The organism is Bradyrhizobium sp. UFLA05-89 (genome assembly GCF_059803475.1).
Genome location: NZ_JBANBA010000125.1, coordinates 1 through 26,822, shown reverse-complemented (window position 1 = coordinate 26,822; position 26,822 = coordinate 1). Strand labels below are relative to the sequence as shown.

28 protein-coding genes and 3 pseudogenes are annotated in these 26,822 nt (G+C 62.8%); 10 read left to right on the top strand and 21 right to left on the bottom strand.

Going from position 1 to position 26,822, the window contains the following annotated elements; translation table 11 throughout:
• A partial coding sequence (locus tag SO139_RS39280) for a helix-turn-helix domain-containing protein (protein ID WP_498541721.1) occupies positions 1-243 on the bottom strand: 243 nt, incomplete at its 3' end.
• Positions 244-357: 114 nt separating this feature from the next.
• Here SO139_RS39280 and SO139_RS39275 point away from each other — a divergent pair.
• The gene (locus SO139_RS39275) at positions 358-1,437 is read left to right on the top strand and encodes a zinc-binding dehydrogenase (protein ID WP_498541720.1); all 1,080 of its coding nucleotides are present in this window, start codon (positions 358-360) and stop codon (positions 1,435-1,437) included.
• A 127-nt stretch (positions 1,438-1,564) separates the two neighbouring features.
• On the opposite strand, the gene SO139_RS39270 is transcribed toward SO139_RS39275, so the two are convergent.
• The 13 genes and pseudogenes from SO139_RS39270 to SO139_RS39210 all read right to left on the bottom strand — a co-directional run bounded on the left by SO139_RS39270 (position 1,565) and on the right by SO139_RS39210 (position 14,390).
• On the bottom strand, positions 1,565-2,266 hold the full coding sequence (locus SO139_RS39270) for an ABC transporter ATP-binding protein (RefSeq protein ID WP_449381673.1): 702 nt from the start codon (positions 2,264-2,266) through the stop codon (positions 1,565-1,567).
• 4 nt (positions 2,267-2,270) lie between these two features.
• Positions 2,271-3,551: a lipoprotein-releasing ABC transporter permease subunit gene (locus tag SO139_RS39265; protein WP_027523839.1), complete on the bottom strand. Its 1,281-nt coding sequence runs from the start codon at positions 3,549-3,551 to the stop codon at positions 2,271-2,273.
• Between the two features lie 74 nt (positions 3,552-3,625).
• Positions 3,626-4,945 carry a proline--tRNA ligase gene (gene proS / locus SO139_RS39260; RefSeq protein ID WP_449381649.1) on the bottom strand — a complete coding sequence of 440 codons (1,320 nt, stop codon included), beginning with the start codon at positions 4,943-4,945 and terminating at the stop codon, positions 3,626-3,628.
• Between the two features lie 552 nt (positions 4,946-5,497).
• Positions 5,498-6,682, bottom strand: a pseudogene (locus SO139_RS39255) (copper resistance CopC/CopD family protein); the annotation flags it as partial.
• Positions 6,682-7,209 carry a YcnI family copper-binding membrane protein gene (locus tag SO139_RS39250; protein ID WP_449381651.1) on the bottom strand — a complete coding sequence of 176 codons (528 nt, stop codon included), beginning with the start codon at positions 7,207-7,209 and terminating at the stop codon, positions 6,682-6,684. The gene SO139_RS39250 and the pseudogene SO139_RS39255, both read right to left, overlap by 1 nt.
• Before the next feature lie 15 nt (positions 7,210-7,224).
• A complete protein-coding gene (locus tag SO139_RS39245) occupies positions 7,225-8,001 on the bottom strand; it encodes a DJ-1/PfpI family protein (protein ID WP_449381652.1) in 777 nt (258 codons plus the stop codon).
• Between the two features lie 107 nt (positions 8,002-8,108).
• Entirely contained in the window at positions 8,109-8,642 is a 534-nt protein-coding gene (locus SO139_RS39240) for a copper chaperone PCu(A)C (RefSeq protein WP_449381653.1), read from the bottom strand.
• Positions 8,643-8,684: 42 nt separating this feature from the next.
• A complete protein-coding gene (locus SO139_RS39235) occupies positions 8,685-11,150 on the bottom strand; it encodes a TonB-dependent receptor (RefSeq protein WP_498541719.1) in 2,466 nt (821 codons plus the stop codon).
• 83 nt (positions 11,151-11,233) lie between these two features.
• Entirely contained in the window at positions 11,234-11,620 is a 387-nt protein-coding gene (locus tag SO139_RS39230) for a DUF2946 family protein (protein WP_498541718.1), read from the bottom strand.
• A 77-nt stretch (positions 11,621-11,697) separates the two neighbouring features.
• Entirely contained in the window at positions 11,698-12,615 is a 918-nt protein-coding gene (gene copD, locus SO139_RS39225) for a copper homeostasis membrane protein CopD (RefSeq protein ID WP_498541717.1), read from the bottom strand.
• A 29-nt stretch (positions 12,616-12,644) separates the two neighbouring features.
• Entirely contained in the window at positions 12,645-12,977 is a 333-nt protein-coding gene (locus tag SO139_RS39220; RefSeq protein ID WP_498541716.1) for a copper resistance CopC family protein, read from the bottom strand.
• Positions 12,978-13,016: 39 nt separating this feature from the next.
• Positions 13,017-14,018 (bottom strand): hypothetical protein, encoded by a 1,002-nt coding sequence (locus tag SO139_RS39215; RefSeq protein WP_498541715.1) that lies wholly within the window; start codon positions 14,016-14,018, stop codon positions 13,017-13,019.
• A 54-nt stretch (positions 14,019-14,072) separates the two neighbouring features.
• Entirely contained in the window at positions 14,073-14,390 is a 318-nt protein-coding gene (locus SO139_RS39210; RefSeq protein ID WP_449381674.1) for a DUF2946 family protein, read from the bottom strand.
• On the opposite strand from SO139_RS39210, the gene SO139_RS39205 reads away from it, so the two are divergent.
• From SO139_RS39205 to SO139_RS39185, 5 genes are all read left to right on the top strand, one after another.
• Positions 14,307-14,723 (top strand): hypothetical protein, encoded by a 417-nt coding sequence (locus tag SO139_RS39205; RefSeq protein WP_498541722.1) that lies wholly within the window; start codon positions 14,307-14,309, stop codon positions 14,721-14,723. The two genes, SO139_RS39210 and SO139_RS39205, sit on opposite strands and share 84 nt — an antisense overlap.
• 315 nt (positions 14,724-15,038) lie before the next feature.
• The gene (locus tag SO139_RS39200) at positions 15,039-15,302 is read left to right on the top strand and encodes a hypothetical protein (protein WP_449381659.1); all 264 of its coding nucleotides are present in this window, start codon (positions 15,039-15,041) and stop codon (positions 15,300-15,302) included.
• An 84-nt stretch (positions 15,303-15,386) separates the two neighbouring features.
• Complete coding sequence (locus SO139_RS39195) at positions 15,387-16,409, top strand: sugar ABC transporter substrate-binding protein (protein WP_449381660.1); 1,023 nt, start codon at positions 15,387-15,389, stop codon at positions 16,407-16,409.
• A gap of 7 nt (positions 16,410-16,416) precedes the next feature.
• Positions 16,417-17,919, top strand: coding sequence for a sugar ABC transporter ATP-binding protein (locus SO139_RS39190; RefSeq protein ID WP_498541714.1), 1,503 nt, complete (start codon positions 16,417-16,419; stop codon positions 17,917-17,919).
• A 12-nt stretch (positions 17,920-17,931) separates the two neighbouring features.
• Positions 17,932-18,960: an ABC transporter permease gene (locus tag SO139_RS39185; RefSeq protein WP_498541713.1), complete on the top strand. Its 1,029-nt coding sequence runs from the start codon at positions 17,932-17,934 to the stop codon at positions 18,958-18,960.
• A 137-nt stretch (positions 18,961-19,097) separates the two neighbouring features.
• Here the strand turns inward: SO139_RS39185 and SO139_RS39180 are convergent, their stop codons facing one another.
• Positions 19,098-19,361 carry a DUF1127 domain-containing protein gene (locus SO139_RS39180; RefSeq protein ID WP_498541712.1) on the bottom strand — a complete coding sequence of 88 codons (264 nt, stop codon included), beginning with the start codon at positions 19,359-19,361 and terminating at the stop codon, positions 19,098-19,100.
• A gap of 47 nt (positions 19,362-19,408) precedes the next feature.
• Positions 19,409-20,824: an MFS transporter gene (locus tag SO139_RS39175; protein ID WP_498541711.1), complete on the bottom strand. Its 1,416-nt coding sequence runs from the start codon at positions 20,822-20,824 to the stop codon at positions 19,409-19,411.
• A gap of 248 nt (positions 20,825-21,072) precedes the next feature.
• On the opposite strand from SO139_RS39175, the gene SO139_RS39170 reads away from it, so the two are divergent.
• On the top strand, positions 21,073-21,849 hold the full coding sequence (locus SO139_RS39170) for an ArsR/SmtB family transcription factor (RefSeq protein WP_498541710.1): 777 nt from the start codon (positions 21,073-21,075) through the stop codon (positions 21,847-21,849).
• A gap of 104 nt (positions 21,850-21,953) precedes the next feature.
• Positions 21,954-22,307, top strand: a pseudogene (locus SO139_RS39165) (IS5 family transposase); the annotation flags it as partial.
• 131 nt (positions 22,308-22,438) lie between these two features.
• On the opposite strand, the gene SO139_RS39160 reads toward SO139_RS39165, so the two are convergent.
• Positions 22,439-23,434: a LysR family transcriptional regulator gene (locus SO139_RS39160; protein WP_498541709.1), complete on the bottom strand. Its 996-nt coding sequence runs from the start codon at positions 23,432-23,434 to the stop codon at positions 22,439-22,441.
• A gap of 125 nt (positions 23,435-23,559) precedes the next feature.
• Between SO139_RS39160 and SO139_RS39155 the strand changes: the two genes are divergently transcribed.
• Complete coding sequence (locus SO139_RS39155) at positions 23,560-23,964, top strand: DUF1330 domain-containing protein (RefSeq protein WP_498541708.1); 405 nt, start codon at positions 23,560-23,562, stop codon at positions 23,962-23,964.
• Between the two features lie 88 nt (positions 23,965-24,052).
• Here the strand turns inward: SO139_RS39155 and mtnK are convergent, their stop codons facing one another.
• The 4 genes from mtnK to SO139_RS39135 form a co-directional block, all read right to left on the bottom strand.
• A complete protein-coding gene (mtnK, locus tag SO139_RS39150; protein ID WP_498541707.1) occupies positions 24,053-25,360 on the bottom strand; it encodes an S-methyl-5-thioribose kinase in 1,308 nt (435 codons plus the stop codon).
• A 32-nt stretch (positions 25,361-25,392) separates the two neighbouring features.
• Positions 25,393-25,587: a hypothetical protein gene (locus tag SO139_RS39145; protein ID WP_498541706.1), complete on the bottom strand. Its 195-nt coding sequence runs from the start codon at positions 25,585-25,587 to the stop codon at positions 25,393-25,395.
• A gap of 190 nt (positions 25,588-25,777) precedes the next feature.
• Positions 25,778-25,987, bottom strand: coding sequence for a hypothetical protein (locus tag SO139_RS39140; RefSeq protein ID WP_449381670.1), 210 nt, complete (start codon positions 25,985-25,987; stop codon positions 25,778-25,780).
• The gene (locus SO139_RS39135) at positions 25,984-26,172 is read right to left on the bottom strand and encodes a hypothetical protein (protein WP_449381671.1); all 189 of its coding nucleotides are present in this window, start codon (positions 26,170-26,172) and stop codon (positions 25,984-25,986) included. The genes SO139_RS39140 and SO139_RS39135 overlap by 4 nt, the downstream gene beginning before the upstream one ends.
• A gap of 288 nt (positions 26,173-26,460) precedes the next feature.
• Between SO139_RS39135 and SO139_RS39130 the strand changes: the two are divergent.
• Positions 26,461-26,822 (top strand): annotated as a pseudogene (locus SO139_RS39130) (transposase); the annotation flags it as partial.

Sequence of the window (26,822 nt, the reverse complement as noted above, 5' to 3'; positions counted from 1 at the left end):
CCTGGAAAGGCGCAGCGCGCGGGCCAGCGCATCGATGGTGGTGACCGACGGGCTTACTGTGCGCCCCTGCTCGAGGCGGATGTACCAGTCGACGCCGATCCCTGCGAGCTGCGCCACCTCCTCGCGCCGCAGCCCCGCCGTGCGCCGACGGCGGCCGATCGGGAGGCCAACGGATTTCGGCGTCAGCTTCTCGCGGCGTGAGCGCAGGAAGTCACCGAATTCGACACGTCGGGGATCGGCCATGATCTTGCTTCCGGCTCAGGGAGGGCCCTTTGGATACTAGGATAATACCAGGCCTTCATGCGCTTTCAAGGCGGACGCATATTCCTGCTTCAGCTCGAATAAGAGGTGAACGTCATGAAGGCCGCCGTCCTCAAATCCCTGGGAACACCGCTCGCGATCGAAGATGTCCCCGTTCCCGTGCTCGGCACGGGCGAGGTCATCGTCGACGTCGTCGCCACCCGCGTGCTGCCCTATCTGAACGAGGTCTTCAGCGGCGCGCGCAACTACGCCCTGGATCTTCCCGTGATCCCCGGCCCCGGCGGCATCGGCCGGGTCCGCGCCATCGGACCGGATGCAACGAAACTCGCCGTGGGCGACTGGGTATTCTGCGATCCGACCGTGCGTTCACGCGACGACGCACTGTCGCCCGACATCACATTGCAGGCGCTGAGCGCCCGCGACGAAGGCGGCATGAAGCTGCAGAAGTACTTCCGTCACGGCTCGTTCGCCGAGCAGATGCGAGTGCCGACGGAAAACGTGAAGCGGCTCGGCGCGATCACCTCCGTCGAAGCCGCGCAATGGTGCGCGCTCGGCACCATGCTCGTGCCCTACGGCGGTTTCCTCGCCGCCAAGCTCCAGCCTGGCGAGACCGTACTGGTCAGCGGCGCCACCGGCAATTTCGGCAGCGCCGCCGTGGCGGTGGCGCTTGCGATGGGCGCGGCCAGCGTCGTGGCGCCGGGGCGCAACGAGACGATCCTCGCCGATCTCGTTCGGCGCTTCGGCCCGCGCGTCAGGCCCTTTAAACTCTCGGGCAACGAGAGCGACGACCGCGAGCAGATGAAGCGCGCCGCCGCCGGGCCGATCGATTGCGTGTTCGACATCATGCCGCCCTCGGTCAGCCCCACGGTGGTGCGCGCTGCGATCATGGCGGTGCGCGCCTACGGCCGCGTCGTGCTGATGGGGGGCATCGGCATGGCCGGTGGACCTGGGCTCGAACTGCCCTACCCCTGGATCATGCGCAATTGCATCACCATCCATGGCGTCTGGATGTATCCGCCGGATGCGGCGGTCCGCCTGATCGCGCTCGTGCGCGCCGGGCTGCTGCGCCTCGATCAGTATGAGACGACGGCGTTCGATCTCGATCACGCCAACGAGGCCGTCAAGCACGCTGCAGCCCATGCCGGTCCGTTCAAGATGACGGTGATCCAGCCGTAGGCCGTCCCACATGCTGCGAGGATGGCATCATGCCCGGTGATTTGCCCGACGCGCCAACAGATTTCGTAAAATACGAAGATCTCGCCAGCGGTCGCCGGCTACTTTGCATGGGGTTGTTTTCGAGATTTTAGTCGAGCTCGACCACCTGGCCGTTGGAAAGCGACACCCGCCGGTCCATGCGGCCGGCGAGCTCCATGTTGTGGGTCGCGATCAGCATCGAGACCTGCGTTGCCTTGACCAGCTGCATCAAGGCCTGGAACACATGCTCGGCGGTGCCGGGATCGAGGTTGCCGGTCGGCTCGTCCGCAAACAGCACCCGTGGCGCGTTGGCGACGGCGCGAGCAATCGCGACGCGCTGCTGCTCGCCGCCCGACAGCTCGGCGGGACGATGGGTGATACGGTCGCCGAGGCCGAGATAGGACAAGATATCCTTGGCGCGCTTGACGCTCTCGGATCGCTTCAGGCCGCGGATCATCTGCGGCAGCATGACGTTCTCCAATGCCGAGAACTCCGGCAGCAGCCGGTGCGACTGGTAGACGAAGCCGATCTCGGTGCGGCGAAGCTGCGTGCGCTCGATGTCGGGCAGTTGCGAGGTCGGGGTGCCCCCGACATAGACCTCGCCGGAATCGGGCGCCTCCAGCAGCCCTGCGATGTGCAGCAGCGTCGACTTGCCAGAACCTGACGGCGCCACCAGCGCCACCGACTGTCCAGCCCACAGCGCGAGCTTGGCGCCGTCCAGGATGGTCAGCACGTTCTCGCCCTGCACGTACTGCCGCTTTATCTCGTGGAGATAAATGACCGGTACATCTTCCGCCCCCTGCTCCATCAGCCCCTCACTCGTACCGGAGCGCTTCGACGGGATCGAGACGCGCGGCGCGCCAGGACGGGTAGAGCGTCGCAAGGAACGACAGCGTCAGCGCCATGATGACCACCGCCGTGGTCTCGCCGACGTCGATCTCGGCAGGCAGTCGGGACAGGAAATAGAGTTCCGGCGAGAACAGTTCCGTGCTGGTGAGCCAGGACAGGAACTGCCGGATCGATTCGATATTGAGGCAGATGACGAGGCCGACGAAGAAGCCGACGAGTGTGCCGACCACGCCGATCGAGGCTCCCGTGATCAGGAAGATGCGCATGATCGACCCTTGCGAGGCGCCCATCGTGCGCAGGATCGCGATGTCGCTGCCCTTGTCCTTCACCAGCATGATCAGGCCGGACACGATGTTGAGCGCGGCCACCAGCACGATCATGGTGAGGATCAGGAACATCACGTTGCGCTCGACCTGGAGCGCGTTGAAGAACGTCGAGTTGCGCTGACGCCAGTCGACCAGGAACACCGGCCGGCCGGCAGCCTCCGTCACCGACTTGCGAAACGCGTCGATGCGATCGGGATTGGTGGTGAACACCTCGATCGCGGTGACGTCGTTGTTGCGGTTGAAATAGGCCTGCGCCTCGGGGAGCGGCATGAAGACGAAGCCCGCGTCATATTCGGACATGCCGATCTCGAACACCGCGACGATCTTGTACGGCTTGATCCGCGGCGTCGTGCCCATCGGCGTGACCGCGCCCTTCGGCGCGACCAAGGTGACGCTGTCGCCGGCATGCAGCGACAACTGGTCGGCGAGCCGCCGGCCGATCGCCACGCCCTGCCCTTCGTCAAAGTTCTCGATCGAGCCCTGCTTGATGTTCTTGGCGATCGAGGTGAGGTTGTTCAGGTCGTCGGCGCGGATGCCGCGCACCAGCACGCCCGAGGCATTGAACGGCGAAGAGGCCAACGCCTGGCCGTCGACCACGGGCGCGGCGAGCCGCACACCGTCGACCTGGCTGATGCGCTCGGCGACGTCCTTCCAGTCGGTCAGCGGCGATTCCAGCGGCTGCACCAGAATGTGCCCGTTGAGGCCGAGGATCTTGTCGAGCAGTTCCTTGCGGAAGCCGTTCATGACGGCCATGACGATGATCAGCGTGGCGACGCCAAGCATGATGCCGAGGAAGGAGAATCCGGCGATGACCGAGATGAATCCTTCCTTGCGGCGCGCCCGCAGGTAGCGCGCCGACAACATCCATTCGAACGGCGCGAAGGGCGCGGTTTGCACAGGCTCGGTCATGGTCTCATCCATCGCTCGATAATCCCATGATTCGGGGTCAATTGTGGCCGGATTGCCTGCCCCGCAAATGGCGCGGTGGATAATATTCAACCGGTCAGGCGCGCGACCGCGTCGGCCGGCGACATGGTCTCGCGCGAGCCGTCGGCGCGCCGCTTGATCTCGACCTTGCCGTCGGCGAGCCCCTTCGGCCCGATCATGATCTGCCAGGGGATGCCAATCAGGTCGGCGGCGGCGAACTTGGCGCCGGCGCGCTGGTCGGTGTCGTCGTAGAGCACGTCGACCCCCTTGGCCTGAAGCTCGATATAGAGCTTCTCGCAGGCCGCATCGACGGCCGCATCGCCCTGCTTGAGATTGAGCACGACGGCGCGGAACGGCGCCACCGCTTCCGGCCATTTGATGCCGGCATCGTCATGGCAGGCCTCGATGATGGCCCCGACCAGGCGCGAGACGCCGACGCCGTAAGAGCCGCCGTGGATCGGCACGTCGACGCCGTCGGGCCCCGCCACCGTCGCCTTCATCGGCTCGGAATATTTGGTGCCGAAATAGAAGATCTGGCCGACCTCGATGCCGCGGGTATTGACCCGCTTGTCTTCGGGCACCTCCTGCTCGAAGCGCGCGGCATCGTGCACGTCTTCGGTGGCGGCATAGACCGAAGTCCACTGCTTGATGATCGGCGTGAGATCACTCTCGTAGTCGACGTCCTCGCCCGGCACCGGCAGATCGAGCACGTCGCTATTGATGAAGACGCCGGACTCGCCGGTCTCGGCGAGCACGATGAACTCGTGACTGAGATCGCCGCCGATCGGGCCGGTCTCGGCACGCATCGGGATCGCCTTCAGCCCCATCCGCGCGAAGGTGCGCAAATAGGCGACGAACATCTTGTTGTAGGCGACGCGCGCGGCCGCCTCGTTGAGATCGAAGGAATAGGCATCCTTCATCAGGAATTCGCGGCCCCGCATCACGCCGAAACGCGGACGCTGCTCGTCGCGGAATTTCCATTGAATATGATAGAGATTGAGCGGCAGGTTCTTGTAGGACTTCACATAGGCGCGGAAGATCTCGGTGATCATTTCCTCGTTAGTCGGCCCGTACAGCAGCTCGCGCTTGTTGCGGTCGGCGATGCGCAGCATCTCTGGCCCATAGGCATCGTAGCGGCCACTCTCGCGCCAGAGATCGGCAAGCTGCAAGGTCGGCATCAGCACCTCGATCGCGCCGGAGCGATCCTGCTCCTCGCGCACGATCTGCTCGATCTTCTTCAGCACGCGGAAGCCGAGCGGCAGCCAGGCATAGATGCCGGCGGCCTCCTGCCGGATCATGCCTGCGCGCAGCATCAGGCGATGCGAGACGATCTCCGCCTCTTTCGGATTTTCTTTCAGGATGGGCAGAAAGAACCGGGACAACCGCATAGATACACTCGAAGAATCAGTGAGGGGTTGCAGTGAAACCGGATTGGGAGCGAAAACACAAGGCCGGGAATGAAGAAAACGCGCTAACGCGACGAAATTCCTGTCATTTTTCTGTTTCCTTGAAGTCCCGTTTGAAGACGCAGGCGGCCGTTTCGGAACCCCGAGGCAATGCCTTTCAGTGCGGTGCGACTCGAGGTCATCCTCGAGCGTGATCTTCTCGAAATCGGTCACCAGCGCGTCGATGCGCACATGCCAGCGGCCGGCGAACGGCAGCTCGACCTTTCGCACGTGCCAGTAGCCGTCAGCGCCGAGCGCGGCGTCATATTCGATAGGCTCGATGCCGCGCTCCGGCAGGCTCAACGTCAGGGTCGCTTCCTTGGCGGAAAGGGGCGTCGCCTCCTCCGTCATGAGCTGGAGCACGAAGTCGTCAGTGCCCGCCTTGCCCGGCAACACCAGAACCTGGAACATCGCCTTCTCACCGTGGATATGGATCGCCAGCGGCGTCTCCGGGACGATCGTGCGCGACGGCGGCGTAAAGCGCCAGCCGGCGACGACAGCGAAGACGGCAAGCGCCAGGACGCATTCGGCCAGGATCGAGCGCTTGAGCGTGCGCGCTCCCTTGATGTTCTTGGCCAGCGCTGGTGTCAGGCGAAAGCGGTTGAGCGCGGCAAGCGCCAGTAGGGCGGCAACGAGCACGAGCTTGATCGAGAGGATGATGCCGTATTTGGTCTCGACCAGGGCGGCAAAGCTCGAGAGCTGAATGACGGCCAGCATCAGGCCCGTCAGCGTCAGGATGACGACGACCGGAAGGGCAGCGCGCGAGAACCGGTTCAGGATCGGCAGTGTGGCGGTGGTCGGTCTCGACATCAGAACGGCCAGCGGTGCCAGCGCGCCGGTCCAGAACGCGATACCGAGGCCGTGGATGAAGATCGCCGGCTTGGTCAACGCCTCCGGCGGTGCCGTCGCGGCGTGGCCGGTGCTGGCGAGCGACAGGCCGACGCCGGCAAGCGCGACAACCGAGAGGACACGCGCGCCCTGCCCTCCAGGCAGCGCGGTGCAGGCGATCAGGATCGTGGCGATCGCGATCAGAAGCGCGGGGCCGGCACTCGTCGTGAATGCAACCGTCCAGGGCGCTGACGTCAGAAGCGCGGTAGGCGGCAGACCGAGGAGATCGAGCCCCAACAGGGGAATCGAGGCGAGCGCACTCAGCACACCCACGACAAGCGCGCTACGGGGCAAAACCATTCCAATCGTCGATCGCGCGATCCAGATCGCAAAGAACACGCCGCCGACACCCGCGAAAAGCCCGAGATAGAGCCCTATCCGCGTGAGCCAGATCAGCGCGTTCACGCCGCTATCGGCAGCCACGGGAACTTGCGTCACGGACGGCAAGCCGATCGAGAAGATGACCGATCCCGCGACGGGATGGCCGTCCTGCGAGATCACGCGATAACTGACGACCGCAGTGCCCTGCGGCAGATCCTGCGGCAGCGCGATCGAGATGGTCTCGCCGAATGCGGTGACGAGAGCCTCCTTGCGCTCCTTTCCGGTCCCGTCGATCAGCCGGATCGCGCCCGGTGTCACCGCCTCGTTGTAGCGCAGCTCGACGCTCTTTGGCGTGCTCGCGACGATGCTTCCATTCGCCGGCTCGACCGAGACCAACGCGGCGTGCGCCCAAGCACCGGTCGCAAATCCGATGCCGAGCAGCAGCGTCGCAGGCGCGGCAAGGATGCGCATCAGGGCTTTGGCAGCAGCTTCACGCCCGGCGCGGGCGATTTGCCCTCATGCGAAGGGGCAGCGCCCTCCGCGGGAATCTCGATCCAGCGGCTGACGCCCTTCTCACATTCCTGCACGACCGGAAAATACAGTGTCGTGTTCGGCTTCAGGCTGTCGGTGAGAAACGTGCTCATCACGAACTCATCATAGTTGTGATCCGGCAACTTGCCGCCCGACCACATCACCTCCTTAGGCCCGGAGGAGACCTTGTTGCCGTGATAGTCGTATTCGCCGCCGTACTTGCCCTCGACGACGTCGACGCTCCAGCCGGCCTTTGGCATCGGCTTAACGGCGATGACGCCTTCGGGGATCTGCACGCGGATCTTCACCGTCGGCGAGCCGGCGCAGCCATGCGGCACGGCAAACACGGCCTTGTAGGACCCGCCGACCGTGGCCTGCTTGGTCTCCAGCGAGACGTGCGCCCCTGCGGACGAGCCTGCCAGCACGCATGCCGCCGTCGTGGTGACGTAGATCAAACCTTTTCGCATTGGAGCCTCACACGTTCATAAATTCATTGCCGCCCCGGCAGCCTTTGCCGCGGCTTCCGCTTCACGAATGAGGTCCTGCCGCCGCTTCAAGACGTCGCCGGCCAGCGCAGGACCGGCACGCTCAGGTGATCCGGAATCGAAGGGCGGCTTAGGATCGTACTCGATCACGAGCTGAATGCGACGCGCAGCTTCCTCGCCCGCAAGCCGCGCTGCGATCGCGAGCGCAAAGTCGATGCCGGCCGTTACGCCGCCGCCCGTCACGCGGTTGCGATCCTCGACCACACGGTCCCTGCGCACGACCGCGCCCATATGCGCGAGCAGATCGCGAACGTACCAGTGCGAAGTGGCCTGATAACCCCTGAGCAGACCCGCGGCGCCAAGCAAGAGCGAGCCGGTACAAACGCTTGTGACGAGGCTCGCGGATTCACCCTGCTGCCGGACGAATTCGACCGTCTCACGATCCTGCATCGCAGCGACCGTTCCCTTCAGGCCTCCGGGCACGAACACCACGTCGAACAGCTTCGGCGCGTTCTGGAATGTCACCGTCGGCGCAACGGGCAAGCGGACGTCGGTCATGACCGGCTGCTCGGTTTTGCCAATCAGGTGGACCTCCGCCTGCATGATGCTAAACACGGTGAGCGGGCCGGCCAGATCAAGCAGGATCATGTCGGAATGGATCAACAGGCCCACGCGCGGGCGAGCAGGCGACGCCGGCTGCGCAAGCGCGGCCGGCGCGACGAGGTTGAGCAAGGATGCGGCCGCCAGCGTCGCGTTGAACTCTCTTCGATCCATGCTCTTGCTCCACAAAATGTCAGCGAACGAGGACGGTCGAGACGAGATCGAATGGATCCGCCTCCAGCAGAAACGAAAGGCTCAGTGGTTTGATAAACACCATACCCTCACATCTTCATCCCGGAGTGATCCGGCGATTTCTTCATATCCATGTGTCCGCCATGCTCGCCGCCACCCGGTGCCTGCGCGCCGACGGCCTGGACGTCGAGGGTGACGGCCACCTTGCCGGCCTTCTCGAACTGAAGCGTGACCGGGACCTTGTCGCCCTGCTTGAGCGGTCCCTTCAGCTCCTGCATCATCAGATGATAGCCGCCCGGTGCGAGCTTCACGGTCTTTCCCGGCTCGATCGCGAGACCCTTATCGATCGGGCGCATCTTCATCACGCCGTTGTCCATCGCCATCTCGTGGACTTCGATCTTGCCGGCGATCTCAGCCGAGACGCTGATCAGCCTATCCGGCGCACTGCCTTTGTTCTCGATCGTCAGATAGCCGCCGGCGACCTTTGCTCCGCCAGGCGTGGCCCTGCTCCAGGCCTGCGTGATGACGATATCGCCGGCCTTGACGTCGTCGGCGCGCCCGGGTGCGGCGAACGCCAGCGCTGCAAGCGCTGCGAGCACGAGGATGCGTGAGAGCTTGTTCATGTGGCTAGCCTTTCTCTTGGGTCGTTGCGCCCATCCCACCCGTCAGAACGTGTACTTGCCGGCAACGACGAAGGTTCGTCCCGGGAACGGATGGAACAGGAAGTACTGGTAGTTGAAGACATTATCGATGCCGAAATCGAACGAGAAATTCTTCGTCGCATTGTAGTGGATTTTCATGTCGACGACGAAAAACGGATCGAACGCCTGGTACACGTGGGGAACGACGTCGGTATTGTCGAGGGTCGCATACTGCTTGCCAGTGTAGCGCGCGGCAACGGTATAGACCCAGCTCTCGTTTAGACGGTAGCTGACGCCAACCTTCGCGCGCCAGTCCGGAACATACGGCACGCGTTTGCCGACGACGGTGGTCGCGCCCGACCAGTTCGGATCCGAGATGATCCTGGAATCGACATACGTTACGCTGCCAAAGAGCTGCAGCCCGCGGATCAGGATATTGTCCTTGTCGGCCGACAATTCGACGCCTTGCATGCGGATGGCGGCGACGTTGCTGACCGCCGTCTGGAACGACTGGTTTCCGGACACGTCAGTCACGGTTGTCGTCTGCGAGATCAGCGCATTGTTCGTGCGTTCGCCGAAGACCGTGAACCTGATCCGGCCGTCCTGCCAACGTCGTTCGAGATTGAGCTCGCCGGTGAAATCCTGCTCGGGCGCGAGCCGAGGATTGGCAAGGTAAGTGATGTTGCTGACGGAAATGTTCTGATAAAGCTCCGTCACCGTCGGGTAGCGATACGCCTCGCCGAAATTCGCAGTGATGTTCCACTCCTTGTTGGGATCATATGAGAGCGAAACCTTCGGCGAGAAATTGGTCGACGATAGCGAGGGCTGTTGCGTCGTCGTCACTGACGTGATGGCGCCGGCGCCCGTCGCCGTCGTGTTGACGTTGAGACCATCAAGCGCCTGCCAGCTCTCCAATCGTCCACCAAGCGTCAGCTTGACGTTCGGCGTGATCTTCCAGGCGTCCTGAACCCAAAACGCCTCGGTCCGTGTCTCGCCGACGCCCGTTGAGTAGAGCTGCCCGTTGCCCGCCGAGGGAGCCGTATACCAAACCGTGGAGGCGTAGACGGGATTCTCGAGCCTGTAGCGGTCGCCGTGAACGCCGAAGCTGATCTCGTGCGGACCGTCGATCCCGTCGGGACGCCAGATGCCCTTGGCATCGGCATTCTGCCAATTGGTGCCGTCCATCCGCGTCACCTTGCCGTTCAGCGAGTAGCCGAGCCCGGGCGACGCTACGACGGTATACGGGTTGAGAAGAATATCCTGAAGGTAATTGTAGCTCGATGCCGAAAGATCAAAATCAAAGACGCCCTTGGTGTCGCTCCGGAGCGAGACGGCGTTGCTCACGTGGAGTTCGTCCCAGGTGTATTTGTTGGGAGCAAACCCCGAAAGGCCTGCAAATGTCGGCTGGCCCGTCACTGTCGATCGCAGATAGGTCTGCGGTTCCGAGGTCTGGTGATTGTTCCAGACCGCGAACGAATAGGTCGCCTGGACCAGCGGGGTCAGGTCGTAGGCAAGCCTGATATTTCCCGACGTCTGCTGCGAGTGCGCCACCGCGCCGGCGCCGACGACATCCGCCACCCCGCCGGTCCGGCTCGGTGCGATGAAGGTGCCCGTCGTCTTGGCCGGGACCGAGCCATTCGTCACATAGCTCAGCGGCTGCTGATAGCTGTCACGATAGTTGGCGCTGATGAGCCACGATAGCGCACCGTCGCGGTTGCCTGCGGCAGCACTGGTCTGGCTGGTGACATAGGTGCTCTTGGTGCCGTACTGACTCCAAGGCATCACCGAGATCGTCTCCTTGGCCGTTGCAAACGGCTTGTCCGGCATCTTCGAGGTGATCAGCAGCACGCCGCCGATCGAGTTGCCGGGATAGGCCGCGGCAAACGGACCGTTGAGATAGTCGACCCGGCCGATCGCCTCCGGCACGATCAGATTCCACTTCGGCGAGGCGCCCGAGTTGTTGTTGCCGATCAGCGCCGAAATCAGGAGATCGTCATAGTAGACCAGCGTACGCGCGCTGGAATTCAGGCCCCAGCTTCGCGTCGCAAGCACCGCCTGGTTGTCGCCGTCGTGCCGTTTCCGCACGAACAGGCTCGGCATGTATTTGACGGCATCCTCGGGGTCTTTGCGGTTGATTGTCTCGTCGATCTCCCTTGCCGTGATGCTGAACGATGTTTGCGGAAGCTGATAGCGCGCTACCGCCGGCGGGGTCTCCAGCGAGGCCCGAGCGGTGCCAGCGCCCTGCCCGCCGGTGGCGACGGCCGCAGCAGCACCTTCGGCAGAGTTTGAGGGTTTCGCACTCCGATTCCGAGCTGCCGTGGATTGGACGGCCGGCTTGCGAGGCTTATGTGATGCCGCAATCGGCGCATCGACCGTCACCGGCGGCAATGCGCTTTCGCCGCTCTGGGCGGCGGCTCCCCCCATCGACGCGAGCAGCGCGGCCTGGACGGCAACGACACTCACGCCGCAACGGGCATGGCGAGGCAACATGGGAATGTCCTGACGCCGGCTTTCTCTCCGGCCATTCGACAGCATCAACCGCCGGCGGACGCGCCGTGGCGGTCACGAGGTCGTCAGGAAAATTGAGGTGGCGCGCGCGCCTGCGCGTTGGACGCGCCGTGGGGCACTGCGACACGATCTGCCGCGTCGTGCCTCGCAACGCATTCGGCGGGTCGCACAGGTGTTGCGAAGACGGCCTGTGGCGCGTCGAGAGACGCGCTCGCCTGTGCCAGGCAGCAGAGCGAGCAAGCGCCAGGATGCGAGCCGGGCAGACTGGTCCGGTCGTCAATGCCTGCGCCTGAACCGCCATTCGCGTGGCAAATGACGCCGTTCTGAAGCGGATCGGCGACCGCAACGCCGGCCGCCCAACAGGCGGCGATCGGCGCCAGCACCTGCATCGCCAGGGCGATCAGGACCAGGGGTAAGTATTTTTGCAGCCGCGCCCGCATCCGCCGAACCATTCGTACGCTTACTAACTAGACATGATCCGCAATGGAGTCGAGATCGCTTTTTCACCAGATTGACGCAGCACAACCATTCAGTTCACCAAGTGTATCGCAGGATGCATCGTACCAAGCATCCCGACAACGGCGAGGATGGCAAGGCCGAGAGCAAGCTCGATGGTGCTATTGCGCTTGAGCCAGCGCAACGCACCACGCCCGGCCGGGACAAGCCGCGGTGTCAGCACCAGCCGGTTGACCAGGGCGAGCACCAACATGAGCGTGAACAGGACAAGCTTGAGCAGCAACAGCCGTCCATACTCGGTGACGACCAGCGCGTGAAGCGAGCCCACCAGGATGGCGGCATTGATGAATCCTGTAAGCAGCAGGGTTGCCACGCTGACCATGCCCATGATCGAAAATCGGCCCACGGCGTCACGGGCGAGCGGAAGCTCCTTCCTTCGGCAGGCCGCAGCGAGGAACAGGACTAATGACGCCAAGCCACCGATCCAGGCCGCGCTTGCCACCAAATGCAGCGCATCCGCGGCAAGATGCAGGTAACCCGCCTCGCCGGTGGTCGACCCGGCATGGCCGCTCCAGGCGAGGCTTGCGGCAAATGCGATCGCAACCGCAAATCCGCCCCATCGTGCGATCGCCATACGATCGTAGGTCAGGCAAGCCACCAGGCAGATCACAAGGCCTGCTCGAAGCATCGTCACCTGTCCAAACTGCGTTTCGTTGATCACCGTCGATAAGACATTCGCGGACAATGCCTCATCGAGCGGCATCCCGCTCATCGAGGCGGCCTGAAGCATCAGCCAGATCGCACCGGAGATCACCGCGAAGGCAAGACCGAGCCACGAGACCCACAAGGTGGGAGCCTCGAACGACCCAGGCGCAGCCCCCTCCGAGCGCGCGGCCGGCGCAGCGATGACGGCCCGAAACATGAAGTCTCCAGCCGTGATCGCGGTTGCCGCAAAGTGCACGGCGCGCGTCGCAACCAACGGCGCGTCCACTGCTGACCAGTCCATCGATGATCAGGCCTTCATGGACCGACCTGGAAGGTGAAGCTGCCGTCCGTCGTGTGGGTGTCCACAGACAGCACGCGCCAGTTCACGTGATACGTGCCCGCCCCTCCCGACTTCAGCGGGATCGACATCTGGTTGCCGCTGACGCGCGCCTTGCCTGCGTCGACGCGCTGCCCGGAGGGACCCGTGACACTGATCGAGCTAAATGCCGCCTCCAGTTTCTGGCTGAACCAGAGCGTTACCTCGCGCGGGGGGCTTGCCACCTTATTGCCGACGCGCGGCTCGGCGTGGTCGAGCTCGGCGTGGGCGCTTGCCTCGCCAGGCGGCATCGAAGTCAGCAAGAGGACCATGAACAGTATCATTGAACTGAGGGATAAGGATCGCATCGGTCAATTCCTTGCGAAGGGGTTGGCAGATTGGACCGGGCCACCGAAAAGCGGCTTGCCGATGCCGCGAGGATCAATGTCGTCGAGATAGAAGTGCAACTGTCCGATCACGCCGACATGCGTCCCGCTTTGCCGATTGATGGGAATCAGCGCCTCAACACCAACCTGATACTTGCTACCGACCCAGATCACGCCAGGATTGATGGTACCTGTCGTTCTCGTGCCCGAGGTAAGCGTGTTCGCAATCGGGGTTTGCAGATTGGCTTCGACGAGCGGGATCAGGTGATTGACGAACTCCGGCAGACCGAGATCCACGACAGCCGACTTCAGGTAAGGCATGCTGTACTGGATCGTTCCGCCCCAGTTCAGCACCCGCGGATGAAATTCGGTATCGGCAGCAAAGTCGCCGGTATCGGGATCGATCCCGAACGTGGTCGTGAAATTCCTGGCAGGAATCGCGTAGCCGACCTGGCCTGTGATGGCGACAGGACGAAGCCAGGAAAACGCGTCCGGCAGGTCGCCGAAGCCTTTGCCGAACCAGAGCATCGGTGTGTAGGTATTGAAGGGATCGGCGCCGACATTTTGCGCGCCGGTGCCACCCCATTCGACGCTAAGGCCGACCGACATCACGAATTCATGCGCGGGATCCTTGAAAACCCGGTACTTGAACGTGGTCTCCAGGTTTTGAAATCCGTTGGCGCCGGGGATGGTCGGGTCCATCGGATTGAGAAAGGTGTAGGTCGAGCCAAAGGAGATGGCAAAGTCCTCGGTGATACGTTTGGAGAACTCGCCGGAGATGTCACGCTGCCGAACCGGCGGGACGTCGCCAGTCTTGAAACTGTCGACCGTTGGAATGGACAGTTCATCGTTGACGCCGGGATCATCGATGCCCAGCGTTGCCGGGAAGAAGCGGTTACCAACGATCTCGTGAGCAACGCTTCCCGAGTGAGGGACGAGCGCGAGGGCGAGCCCCAGAAGGCCCGCATGCTTATGACAGATGGACATTTGAGGATCTCCGCGATGCTGACATGCGAATTCAGCGGCGGTTAGCCGCCGGGCTCACGTCAACAGTGGAGGCGCTCGTGCTCGGGCGTTGGATCCGCCGTCCGATGTGACTGCGGGTGCAGCCTGCTCATGCCACGGCACAGGTTCAGCGAGCCGGAACGGATTCGCGAACGTGGCCTGCCGCGAATCAAGCGACGCATTGGACTGCGCCAAGCAGCAGATCGAACAGCTTCCTGCGTGTGCAGCCGGCACGCCGGTTTGTGCGCCTGCATCCGATGCATCTGTGCTGTGACAGATCACCGCATTCTGAAGCGGATCGGCGACCGCAAGACCCGCGGCCCAGCAGGCGGCAACCGGCGCCAGCACCTGCATCGCGAGGGCGAGCAGGACCAGGGGCAGGTAGTTTCGCAGCCGCTCGCGCATTCGCCGAACCATTCGTTCGGCGAGCAACTAAACACCGGGCCGAGCCCGAGTCGAGGTCACTTCGCCGGTCTGCTTGCGCGATCACAAATTTCTCGAAAACTGTGTTCGGCGCGCCCCGCCGAAGGTGACGATCCGGCATTTGAGGCAGATGCAGGGCAGCCTCCTATCCACAGATTTCTTATATTTGTCATATACTTAGAAGGGAAAAAGCCCGATCATTTCGCCAACTGCTCGAATTTTGAACAATCGTTGCCGAAAATGATGACAAGTGAGAAAAGTTGATCTAGCATCTCTTTGCTCAGGCTGGCCGCGAGGTCGAAGTCTGGTGGTCCAAGTCTCGGGAGGAGCCCCTGGCGCGCAAAACGCAGCGTCGCCCCGTTCAATCAAGATCAAATCTCAGATATCGGGGATAATAGGGTCGACACAATTTTTGAGCGGGGCTAGGGCCCCGCTCTCTTTTTTTGTGCCGGCCTCCAACGCGGATGAACGCTTCAGCCGATCCGATCGAGAAGCTTCGAGCCTGCAGCGGTCCGCTGCGACGATCTGACACCGCTCCTCTCTCAGCAGCTGTTTGCCGAGCATTTCGAAATGAGGGCGATGCTGGGAAAAGACGGCGGCGAGCTGGTCTGGGGGTGGAGGCTCGCGATCGAGGCGATCTTCGATTTCGCCGGCGAGCGCCGTGGACATTTCCGCATGATCCAGTTCGAATTATCCTCGCATGACGCCCACGGTACGCCGCAAGAGTTGTTCATCGAGTTCTTTCGCGTGATCCGTGATGTGCTGCGTGCGCTGCTCGCCGGCCTTGCTTTCTTTGCGTTGCACCAACGCGCAGCGTCACGGTGGCGATTGCAGAACGGGTAGCGTGAACTCGTCGATTGTGAGACACTGCCCGCCTTGGTAGCGCAAACAATGACGCTGCCAACGATAAGATCATGGGAGCGAGCGATGTCCGAGACGAAAGATTTCTCGACAACCAGGCGCGATCTTCTTCAGGCGGCAACGACCGCCGGCGCCGCGGCGGCCATCCTCGGCGGCATGGGGATCAACCCTGCACTTGCAGCCGAGATGGGACGTTCGGAGAAGCCGTTGAAGGCGGCATTCTCCAATGCCGGCCTGCAGGCCACCTGGTGTGCGCAGGGCAAGCAGGCGGCGGAATTCTGGGGCAAGCTGTTCAACGTCGATGTGACCTGGTTCGATGGCCAGCTCGACGCGGTGAAGCAGCGCGCAGCCATCGACAACATGGCCTCGCAGAAGTGGGACTTCGTCGCAATCCAGGCCTTCGGCATCGGCACCCTTACCCAGCCCGTGCAGAAGATGATCGACGGCGGCACGCCCGTCATCGACATGGACACGCTGATTGCACCACTCGATCAGATCAACGTGCATTCCTTCCTCGCCCCTGACAACGAGTTCATGGGCGCGTCCGTGACGCAGGCGCTGTGCAACGCCATGGGTGGCAAGGGCAAGATCATCATGACGCAAGGAGCCCTCGGCCACACTGGCGCGCAAGGCCGTGCGAAGGGTTTCAACTCGGTCGTCAAGCAATTCCCCAACATCGAGGTGCTCGACACCCAGCCGGCCGATTGGGACGTCTCCAAGACCGCGCGCCTGTGGGAGACCTATCTGACGAAATACCCGCAGATCGATGCGGCCTTCTTCCACAATGACGACATGGCGCTCGCAGCCGCCAACATCATGAAGGCGCATAACCGTACCAACATCCTGATCGGTGGCGTCGACGCCATGCCGCCCGCGATCCAGGCGGTAAGCGAGGGCCGGATGTACGCGACCGTCCGTAATCCCTCCTGCCGTATCCATGGCGGCGCCATCATCGCGGGCGTCGCCGCTGTCGTCGGCGGGGAGAAGAGCGGTCAGGGCATTCCGAAAAGCGTGGTGACGGACGGTCCGGTCGTGACCAAGGCGAATGCCGCCGGCATGCAGTGGATGGAGGATCACTTCCTGATCTGATTCCTCCATGCCTGAAGGCCGTTCGCCGATCCTGGAACTACAGGGCATCACGAAGAGCTTTGGCGGCGTCGAAGCACTTCGTGGTGTGGACTTTGCGCTATACGCCGGCGAGATCCATGGTCTCGTCGGCGAGAACGGCGCCGGAAAAAGCACGCTGATGAAGATCATCGCCGGCGTGCACCCGGAATTCTCCGGCCGCTTCCTGGTCGACGGCAAGGAGACCCGCTTCCGCTCGGCTCGCGACGCACATGCGGCCGGCATCGCCATGGTGCATCAGGAGCTCAGCGTCGCGCCCGACCTGACGGTCGCCGAGAACGTCTTTCTCGGCAACCAGCCGACCAACCAGCTGGGGCTCGTGCAATGGCGGCGCATGGCGCGCGAGGCCGGCGAGCAGCTCGCCCGTTTCGGCATCGACGTCGATCCGATGACGCGGCTCGGCGACCTTCCGATCGGCCTCCAGCAGCTCATCGAGATCGCCCGCGTGCTGTTCTCCGGGGCGCGCATCGTCATCCTGGACGAACCGACCTCCGCCCTCTCCCCGCCCGAGGTCGAGCGCCTGTTCACGACGCTGCGCCGTCTGCGCGACGAGGGCACTGGCATCGTTTTCATCTCGCATTTCATCGAGGACATCTTGCGCGTCTCCGATACGGTGACCGTGTTCCGCAACGGACGGAAGGTCGCCGAGTCCGCGGCTAGCGCGACCACCAAGGGCGCCCTGATCGAAGCGATGATCGGCCGCGGCGGCGAGGCGCTCGAGCACAGCTACACCGACGACCTCATGTTGCCAGCCGCCAACGGTGGGGCGGTCGTCCTGAAAGTCGACCAGCTCTCGCTCGCGCGCAGCCTCCAGGACGTCTCGTTCGAGGCGCGTTCCGGCGAGGTGCTGGGCATCTACGGCTTCATGGGCTGCGGACAGCAGGAGCTGTCGCGCATCCTGTTCGGCAAGCTCAAACCCGACGGCGGCGCGCTGATTATCGACGGTGCGCGAAAATCCTTTGCCTCGACTGCGGCCGCGCGGCGTGCGGGCGTGGCGCTTGTCCCAGAGAGCCGGCGCGCCATGCTGTTCCACCAGGAGCCGGTGTACAAGAACATCTCGATCAGCATTCTGGATCGCATTTCGGCCATGCTGCTCAAACCGGCGCAGGAGCGCGACATCGCCAAGCGCCAGGTCGAGCAGTTGCAGATCCGGCCGCCTGTGGTCGGCCTCGACCTCGGCATGCTCTCGGGCGGCAACCAGCAGAAGGTGGCGTTGGCCAAATGGCTGACCTATCCGCCGCGACTTCTGGTGCTCTGCGAGCCGACTCGCGGCATGGATGTCGGCGCCAAGAACGACGTCATCAACATCGTGCGCGACCTTCGCGCCAGGGGCCTAGCCATCATCGTGCTGTCGACGGAGCCGGAGACGGTGCTGTCGCTGGCCGACCGCATTCTCGTGCTCAAGCGCGGGGCGGTGGTGCGCGAATTCAAGAACGAGCCGGTCAGCAAAGACCGCCTTTTGGAGGCGGCGTGACGGAGAAGCACAATGGCGAGCAGTGAAGCAGTTTCCGGAGCGGCCCGCCGGCCTCGCAGCATTGGCTCCTTCCTGCGCTCGCAGATGCGCAACATCGCGCCTTTCCTGACGCTGATCTTCCTCAGCCTGTTCTTCGCCTTCGCAAGCCCCTCCTTCGCCACGTTGGACAATCTCGGCAACATCCTCACCCAGGTCTCCGTGACCGGCGTGATCGCCGTCGGCCTCACCTTCGTGATCCTCTGCGCCGAGATCGACCTCTCGATCGCCAGCATTGCCAACGTCACGGGCATTGCGGTCGCCTATTTCACGATCCAGGAATCCTACGTCAACATCGCCAACGTCCCCCTCCCCGGCGCCGCCGCAATCCTGCTCTCGCTGCTGCTCTGTGCGGCCCTCGGGTTCGTCAACGCGCTGGGGCTGACCGTGATCGGCATCCCCTCCTTCATCATGACACTCGCGATGATGCAGATCGCGGCAGGCATCTCCGCGCTGCTGGTGCGCGGCCAGATCGCCTACAAGGTGCCTGATCTGATCGCCACCCTCGGCTCCGGCTCGATCGGCGGCATTCCCTGGATCGTCATCGTTGCCGCAGTGATGCTGCTCGCCGGACACCTCGTGCTCACCTACACGCGCTTCGGGCGCTACGTCTACATGGTTGGCGGAAACCGCGAGGCGGCCGAATATTCGGGCCTCAATGTCAAGCTGATCCTCGGCGTGGTGATGGTCATTTCCGCGGTCTGCGCCGGCATCGGCGGCATGCTCGGCGTCGCCCATTTCGGCAGCGCGCAGCAGAACGAGTTCGACACTTACCTGCTCGACTCCATCGCCGCCGTCGTGGTCGGCGGCACCAGCCTGTTCGGCGGTCGCGGCGGCATCGGCAACACCATCGTCGGCCTGTTCGTGCTGGGCGTGCTCAACAATGGCCTCGACCACGTCAACATCGACAGCTTCCTGAAAATCCTGATCCGCGGCCTGATCCTGCTGGCGGCGCTGATCATCAACGTCTATGCGCAGCGACTACGGGAGAAGGCGGCGGAGTAGCGCGATAGCCCACTATAAAAGCTCGAAAACAACCCCATGCAAAGTAGCCGAGGACGGCTGGAACACATTTCGAGTTTTACGAAATAGCTTGACACGTCGGGCAAATCACCGGCACAGTGCCATACTGACGCCAATGATTACGTTTCCCGGGAAGCTATAGTTGGACAAAGGTCCGCCTTCTTTGGCCGGCCTCGTCGCGCAAGAGGCAGCCCTACTCGAGTGCTATTCAAGCCCGCCAGAAGGTTTTTTATTTCCAGAGCGATGTCGGTCCAGGACAGCCCGACATCATGCAAGTCGCGGTCAGTCCATTGCTGCAATTCGCGGCGCTGCCGAACCCGGTTGCGCCAAGTTTGCAGTGTGACAAGCGCGCGCTTTGCCGCGTACGAAACGACCGACGTCATGGTCTTCGGCGTCCGGGCACCACACGAGGTCGGCCTGACCCTACCCTTCATCGTCCCTCCTTTGCTCGGCCAAACCAGATCGCGACTGCACCTGTGAGCAACGCGGCGGCCGATATCGCCAGCGAGGCATGCGCGCCCGCAATGAACGCGTCGTTCCCTCCGACCAGCGAACCGAACAGGGCAACACCAAGCACGCTGCCGGTCTGCCGCGTCGCGTTCAGCACGCCGGCGGCGATGCCGGATCGCGACTTCTCGACACTGCCGAGCAATGTCGAGGTCAAAGGCGGCACGAGCAGGCCGAGCCCGCCGCCGAGGACCATGAGCTGAGCGCCGATCGCCCCGTAGCTTGTGCCGAAGGCCATGGGGAGCAGCGCAACGCAGCTCGCGGCGGTGATCATACAAGCCAGCGCAATGGTTTGCGGCGCGCCTAGGCGCTCGCTGACCGATGCGGCGACGAGGTTGGCGGGCAGCACCATGCCCATCATTGGTACGAAGGCCAGGCCTGTTGCGAACGGCGACCAGCCGTTGACTTTCTGGAAGTAGAGACTGAGCACGAAGATCAGACCGTAGAAGGCGATGTTGAAGAGGAGCCCGACCAGCGCGGTCAGCGCGAACATGGGATGGCGGAACAGCGCCAGCGGCAGCATCGGCTGCTGCGCATATGCCTCGCGCCATACGAACAGAAGTCCGACCAACGCCGCGGCCGCGAAGGCCGCAATCACCAGCGGATGGCTCCAGCCGAGCGCGCCGCCTTCGATCAAGGCACCGGCCAGCGTGGCGAGGATTGCAATCGCCGCGATCTGTCCCGGCAGGTCGATCCCACGCTGCGCGAGCCGCGGCGTCTCCTCGGCGTAACGCCAAGTGAGCCAGAGGCCGGCGACGCCGATCGGCAGGTTGACGAGAAAAATCGCGCGCCAGCCGACCAGCGCGATCAGCGCGCCGCCGACGAACGGACCGGCCGTCAGCGCGACGCTCGCACCTGCGGCCCAGAATCCGACCGCGCGGCCGCGCGCCTTCGGATCGATATACGCGTGGTTGAGGAGCGCCAGGGAGTTCGGCACCAGGATAGCCGCCGCGAGACCCTGTACGGATCGCGCGGCGATCAGGAATATCGCCGACGGCGCCAGGGCGCAGGCCAGCGAAGCCAACGTGAAGAGCGCGAAGCCCGCGATGAAAATCAGTTTGGCGCCGAGGCGATCGCCGAGCGCACCAGCGGTCAGAATGAAGGCGGCGAATGCGATGGTATAGGCGGTCACCACCCATTGCAGCTCGGAGACGCTACCGCCGAGCGAGGTGCTGATGCTGCTTAGCGCAGTATTGACGATGGTAATATCGAGCTGCACCACACCAAGGCCGAGGCTCGTGGCAGCAAGCGCCAGCGCCGTCGCGAGAGGCGAACGGGATGAGGTGTTGGCGGAGCGGGCCAGTTCCGGCTGCGTTGTGTTGAGCGAAGTTGTTTGCATGATCACACTCAGTTGTCTGTGAGAATTTGACCGCTCAGATCAGCCCGCTTTGCGGTGGTCATTCGATACCAACCGAATATTCGGAGCCGCGGGATGATCTTTCGCCTCATCGCGGCACTTCCTTCACCGGGCCTATTGGCGTCCAGGCAACCTATGTCTCGTGATCGAACCAGTCTCGCGGAAACACTACGGTCTTGACCGAAGTATTCGTGCTTGGCACTGCGTCCTTATCGGCGTACGAGAAGGGCATGGACACGGGACCCAAAATCGCCCAAGTCGCAGCACTCATCGGCGACCCGGCGCGCGCCAACATGCTGAGCGCGCTGATGGATGGCCGAACGTTGACCGCCTCGGAGCTCGCCTATGTGTCTGGCGTGGCGCCGCAGACAGCGAGTGGCCATCTTGCGAAACTCAGCGACGCGGGATTGCTCGCGCTCGCAAAGCGGGGCCGACGACGATATTTCCGCCTGGCCTCTCCGCACGTCGCGCGCGTGCTGGAAGGTCTCATGGTCGTGGCGCAGGACGGCCCCGCCCGGCAGTGCAATCTCTGGCGCGGTGGAGAAACGCTCCGGCACGCGCGCACGTGCTATGACCACATGGCCGGCCGCATCGCCGTCGCAATCGCCGACCGGCTGGTCCAACAGTCGTTTATTCTGCTCGACGAGGATGGCGGGCAACTCACCGATGCCGGCTGGTCATTCTTCAATGAGTTGGGCGTCGATCTTCGCCTCGCCTCCAAGCGCCGGGTGTTCTGTCGCCCCTGTCTCGACTGGAGCGAGCGCCGGCCGCATCTGGCCGGGGCGGTCGGCGCCGCCATTCTTGATCACGCTCTCGAGCACGATTGGGTCGAGCACGTCAGGGATAGCCGAGCGCTCGTCGTAACCCCAGTTGGCGTAAGAGAACTCGCCAGAACGTTCGGCATCGAGGGCGCCCCCCCGATGGACGGTCACGATGGGCGTGTTGGATCACTCTCCGGAAGCCGGGTATCAGCTATAGCGGTCGAATCAGCGTCCGGACGGAGGTAGTAGCGCGATTAGCCACTTTCGGCTGTGGGGACCGGAGCTGAGCCCGAAGTGTTGCGATTGGCCAGACCCCTGTGATTCAAACTCCCAAACTGGGGGCTCGAATCATGCGCTACGAACTCGCTGATCATGAATGGGGTGCCATCAAGCCCATGCTGCCGAATAAGCCTCGTGGCGTTCCTCGGGTAAACGACCGACGTGTGCTCAACGGCATCTTCTGGGTCTTGCGATCCGGGGCACCTTGGCGCGATTTGCCGGATCATTTTGGCCCGTACACGACCTGCTACAACCGTTTCGTCCGCTGGCGACGGGCTGGTGTCTGGGGCCGCATCATCGACGCACTTGCCGTAGCCCACGATGCCGCTGTCCAGATGATCGACACCTCCATTGTCCGCGTGCTACAGCATGGAGCCTGCATCACACGAAACAAGTGCCAATCGATGGGGAGGTCGCGCGGCGGAACGGCTGGACCATGACCGGACCGCCGCAGCCCGGCTTCGGAGTGACGACGAGACACCCGATGGGTAAGGCCGTGACAGTCGCCCCCAAGGCGCGATGAGATTGGGATGAATCGTCATCACGCTTTGCATCGTCAGAGCAGATTTTTCGCTTTCCGTGTGGCGCCCTTCGCGCGGCCCCGATGGCTTCCTTTCGTGCTCGCTGAAGCTGCCTCCGTCGGCCTCGTGATCGGAAATGTCTTGCGCATATGCGCGGCAAGCATCGCGCAATAGTCCGTAGCGAAACGAGGCAACGGACGCCGTTTATCCCAAGAGATGGTCAGGGGCTCTTGCAATACCCGGCGCCCGTGCGTGAGGCCGACAATCCTCAATTCGTAACGCCGGCACTGAAGCTGGGACGGCACGATGGCTATGCCATGCCCCGCTTCGGCGAGTGCCAACAAAGTGTGCGGGTTTCTGCTCTCGAAGATGATCTTGGGTTTCAGTCCCGCCATTCGGCTCGCCGCATCGAAAGCACGGCGAAATCCGAACCCGCTGTCCATCAGCAGAAGTGGAAACCCGGCAAGATCGGCGACCTCGATGGTAGGACAAGGGCCAAGTGGTACCGATGGATGACAGGCGGCTAGCAACTGCACCGATCCAAGGGGAAGGCTTTCGAAGTGCTGTTCATTTAGTCTGACGGCGTGCAACAGATTTTGGCCGAGATGGACCTCGCCGCGCTCGAGCATCGCCAATATTTCGCTACCCGTCCCCTCCCTGATCTTGATCTCAACCCTGGGATATCGTTCCGCGTACAGATGCAGAAATTGCGACAGCACACTCTCGATGTGTTGCGGCGATCCGGCAACCTTCAGGACTCCCGTGTCTCCATGACGAAGTAGCTGAGCCTGCTCTTTCAACGAACTGGCGCTGTTGAGCAGCAGCCGGCAGCCTGGGATCAACTGCTCGCCTTCACCGGTCAACAATAGTCGGCGCCCGACCCGATCGAATAGCCGCAAGCCCAGTTCCTGCTCGAGACCGATGATCTGCCTGGACAAGGCCGGCTGGGCGATCCGCAACCGCAGTGCAGCCCTTGAAACGGTGCCGAGCTCCGCCACAGTCAGGAATGTGAGGGCCTGTCGAAGGTTCATGCCCGCTTATACCATCAGAGCATAGGATCTGAGAGGATATATGTATTGGACGCATTTCGAACTTCTATGGAGAGTCCCATCTGGCTGCTGCTCGCGATAGTGGCGAGGCATGAGAGGAGGCCCGTATGAATTCCGGATGCAGGATCGGTCTCGTCATGTTGACTTGTACCGTTTTAGGCGCGTTTGGGAGCGAAGCGCTTCATAGTGAGGCCGGGCCACCCGCCTATCTGATCGGCCAAATCGACGTCACCGACCCCGATGGTTATGCCAAGGAATATCTCCCGAAAGCGCGGGAGATCATAAAGGCACATGGCGGGAAGCTGGTTGCGGCGGCAGGCGCGGCGGCAGCTGGTTCACAGGTCGTAGCCGTTGATGGAAATCCACCCAGGCGCGTGGTCATCTACGTGTATCCGAGCATGGAGGCGCTTCGCGCGTGGCGAAACGATCCTGCCTATGTGCAAGTTCGAGCCGTTGGCGAGAAATACGCCACGTATCACACATTTGCGGTCGAGGGCTCTGTCGCCAATTAGAGCATGATGAGTTTTGGTTGAATCGGTGCGAGTGGAGGGCGACGTTCACCTCTCCCGTGGGGTGGGACCAGCTGGAACGGCCGCGCGCTCACGTTGTCCTCTCTAGCCCAGTGGGAAACTCCGGCTGCCAGTCGCGCAGTTTTCGCGCGGCGCCGGTGACGTCTGCGATGGTCGGAAATGATCCGGTCTCCACCATCATCACGCGCGCCAGCCGCACGCTTCGTGCTTCGCTGATCGCCCTCTTGCGCGGGTCATCGATCAGCTCGAAATCGATGTTGTGGGCAAGACCGAAGATGCGGCGGATGGTCTTTGCGGCGGCAAAGCCGACCGTGTCGGCGAATAGCCGCGCCACGTAGGCCTGCCGCTCGGCCTCCAGTCGCGCGGCGCCCTGCTCGCCCATAAACAACGAGGCCGGATAGGCGTCGCCGAGGGCATTGGCCCGCCAGAGATCGAGGAATTTTCGCGCGAACTCGCTCCAGACTTTCTCGACGGTTTCAAGCACCCAGCCTTCGAACGCGCGGCGTTCGCCCGGCGCGCCTTCGTGACCGGCCGACGCGAAGTAGGCCATGAGCAGATTGGCGAGGACGGCCCCGACGTCGAATCCCATCGGACCGTAGAACGCAAACTCGGGATCGATCACGCGCGTCTCGCCCGAGGTGACCATAATCGAACCGGTGTGGAGGTCGCCATGAATGAGCGCCTCCGGGCTCGCCATGAACTTGAGCTTCAGCCGGGAGATCGCGACGTGCAGCTTCATGTCCTCGCGCAGGTCAGCGGCCAGAGCGTCGAGGTAAGGCGAAGTCCAGCGGTTCTGCTCGGCGATCCGATAGGGATCGGTGAAGATCAAATCCTCGGTGATCTTGCACAGCGCGTGGTTGCCGGCAAAGCCCCCGATGCCCTCCTTCTTTTCTGCGGCGGTGAGCGCGAGATCGGACGTGAAGAACAGCGTTCGCGCCATGAAGGTGGTGATGTCGTCGACGAAGCGCGGATATTGCGTGCCGGCGATCAGCCCTTTGCGCATGATGATGTGGGGCTCGAGCAGCTCCATCACCGTGAGCGCAAGCGCCTCGTTGTGATACAGCACCGACGGCACGAGGCCAGGCGCGAGTTGCGCCTGGCGCGTCAATGCCAGATATTCGTAATGCGCGCGGGATAGCGGCAGGGGCCAGCTTTCCCCGACCAGGCGGACATAGGGCAGCGCCTGCTTGACGGCAACGCCGCCTCGGGCTCCCTTCACGATGAAGACGAGGTTGAGATTGCCGTCGCCGACTTCAGTGATCGACCAGTCGTCCGGCGCGCCGCCCAGCACCGACACCAGCTTCGGACGGCCCGCGAGATAGTCCCGCAGATCCGCCTCATGCAAAATCCGATAGTTCTCCGCCTGCCCCTGCGTCATGACGTTTCCTGCACATGGTTTTGGCCGGATCGTCAGTCGCGCTCCAGGAAGCGCGAACCGATGTCGGCCTTTCTTTTGATCGGATCGTAATCGCAATAGACGCTGTCCGCCACCAGCGTGTAGCTCGCGATGACCGTATATTTGTCGAGCTTGACCGAATGCAGCCCAGCGATCGCGGTGCTTTTGCTGCCGTTACACTTGATTGGCGGCGAGCTCTGTGTGAGCAAATCTATTCCGCTTCATCGCGCTGAGCGGACCTCGATGAGGCGAGCGGCCAATTCGTTGATGGACCACTTCCGGACTCATGCTTCGCGAAGAAGAACTTACTCGATGGGCAGGCCATTGAACGGTCCCAGTCAGTAACCGCAGCGGTCGTGGTTAAGCGGATCAAAGCGTCTGGGGAGGCCGCTTTCTACCCTAAGCTCCCCTGCGATCCTGGCTACCAATCACGCAGCGCCATGCCGCCAGGCGCTCTGCCGGATGCTGGTTCATCCACTCGGCGAGCTGCGGCGCACCCATCAGGCAGGACTGTATCGAGACGTCGGCGAAGTCCGAGGTGGTGACGATCTGCTCGTGGCAATTTGTCGGAGAAGAGAGACTGCAGAGCACGGCGATGACCTTGATCACGAGAGACCCCCGTCGCTGCGATGGACTTTGGGGCCGCTGACCGTGTGACCAATTGATGCCTTGTCATGCTGCTCCCTGAACGGGTCAGCCGTCGGGAAGATGCTGTCATATATCGCGCGGGCTTCTCGAATTAAGCGGGCTCGCTCGCGCTCAGACTTTGAGACAAATCGAATAATCTCGCCCATATTGAACGCTCCTGCTACTATCAAGAGGGACCATTCCCTTTGTGGCGAAGAATAGCTGCGGCCTTGCTATTCACTCTGTGATACGTCTCACCATGCGCAGCGTGCTTTGAATGACTTCGGGGGAGCAAACTTCGATTTAGTAGGCCGTGCACCCATAAAGCCGGCCAACGATGCGACGAGGGCCACGTCTGCTTTGCCCGGTGGACTCAACCGGTCGGTGCAACACTCTAATCTTTTAGCAGAGATGGAGTGTGGACATGAAGCAGCGACGTCGCATCTATTATTCCGCGGTTCAGCGTGCGGTCGATCGCGCGCCACTTGGGACGATCGGCATCGACCGTCAGCCGCGAAGTCAGCCGCAACGGAGGAGCGGACCGCTACCGGGCCGCGGGGGCAGATCAGGCCGCCTGGGATCGGGCGCGGCGTCCCAAGCTTTGCAAGCTGGCTTGCCACCCGTTCTTGAGGCGAACAGTATCGATCGGGCTGCGGCGACAATGGTCGCCGGAACAAATCGCAGGCTGGCTCAAGCGCACATATCCGGGGGAGCCACAACATCAGGTGTCACACGAGACGATCTACCGCAGCCTGTTCATTCAGACGCGCGGCGTGCTGAAAAAAGAGCTGCTTGAGCACCTGAGAGCGAAACGCAC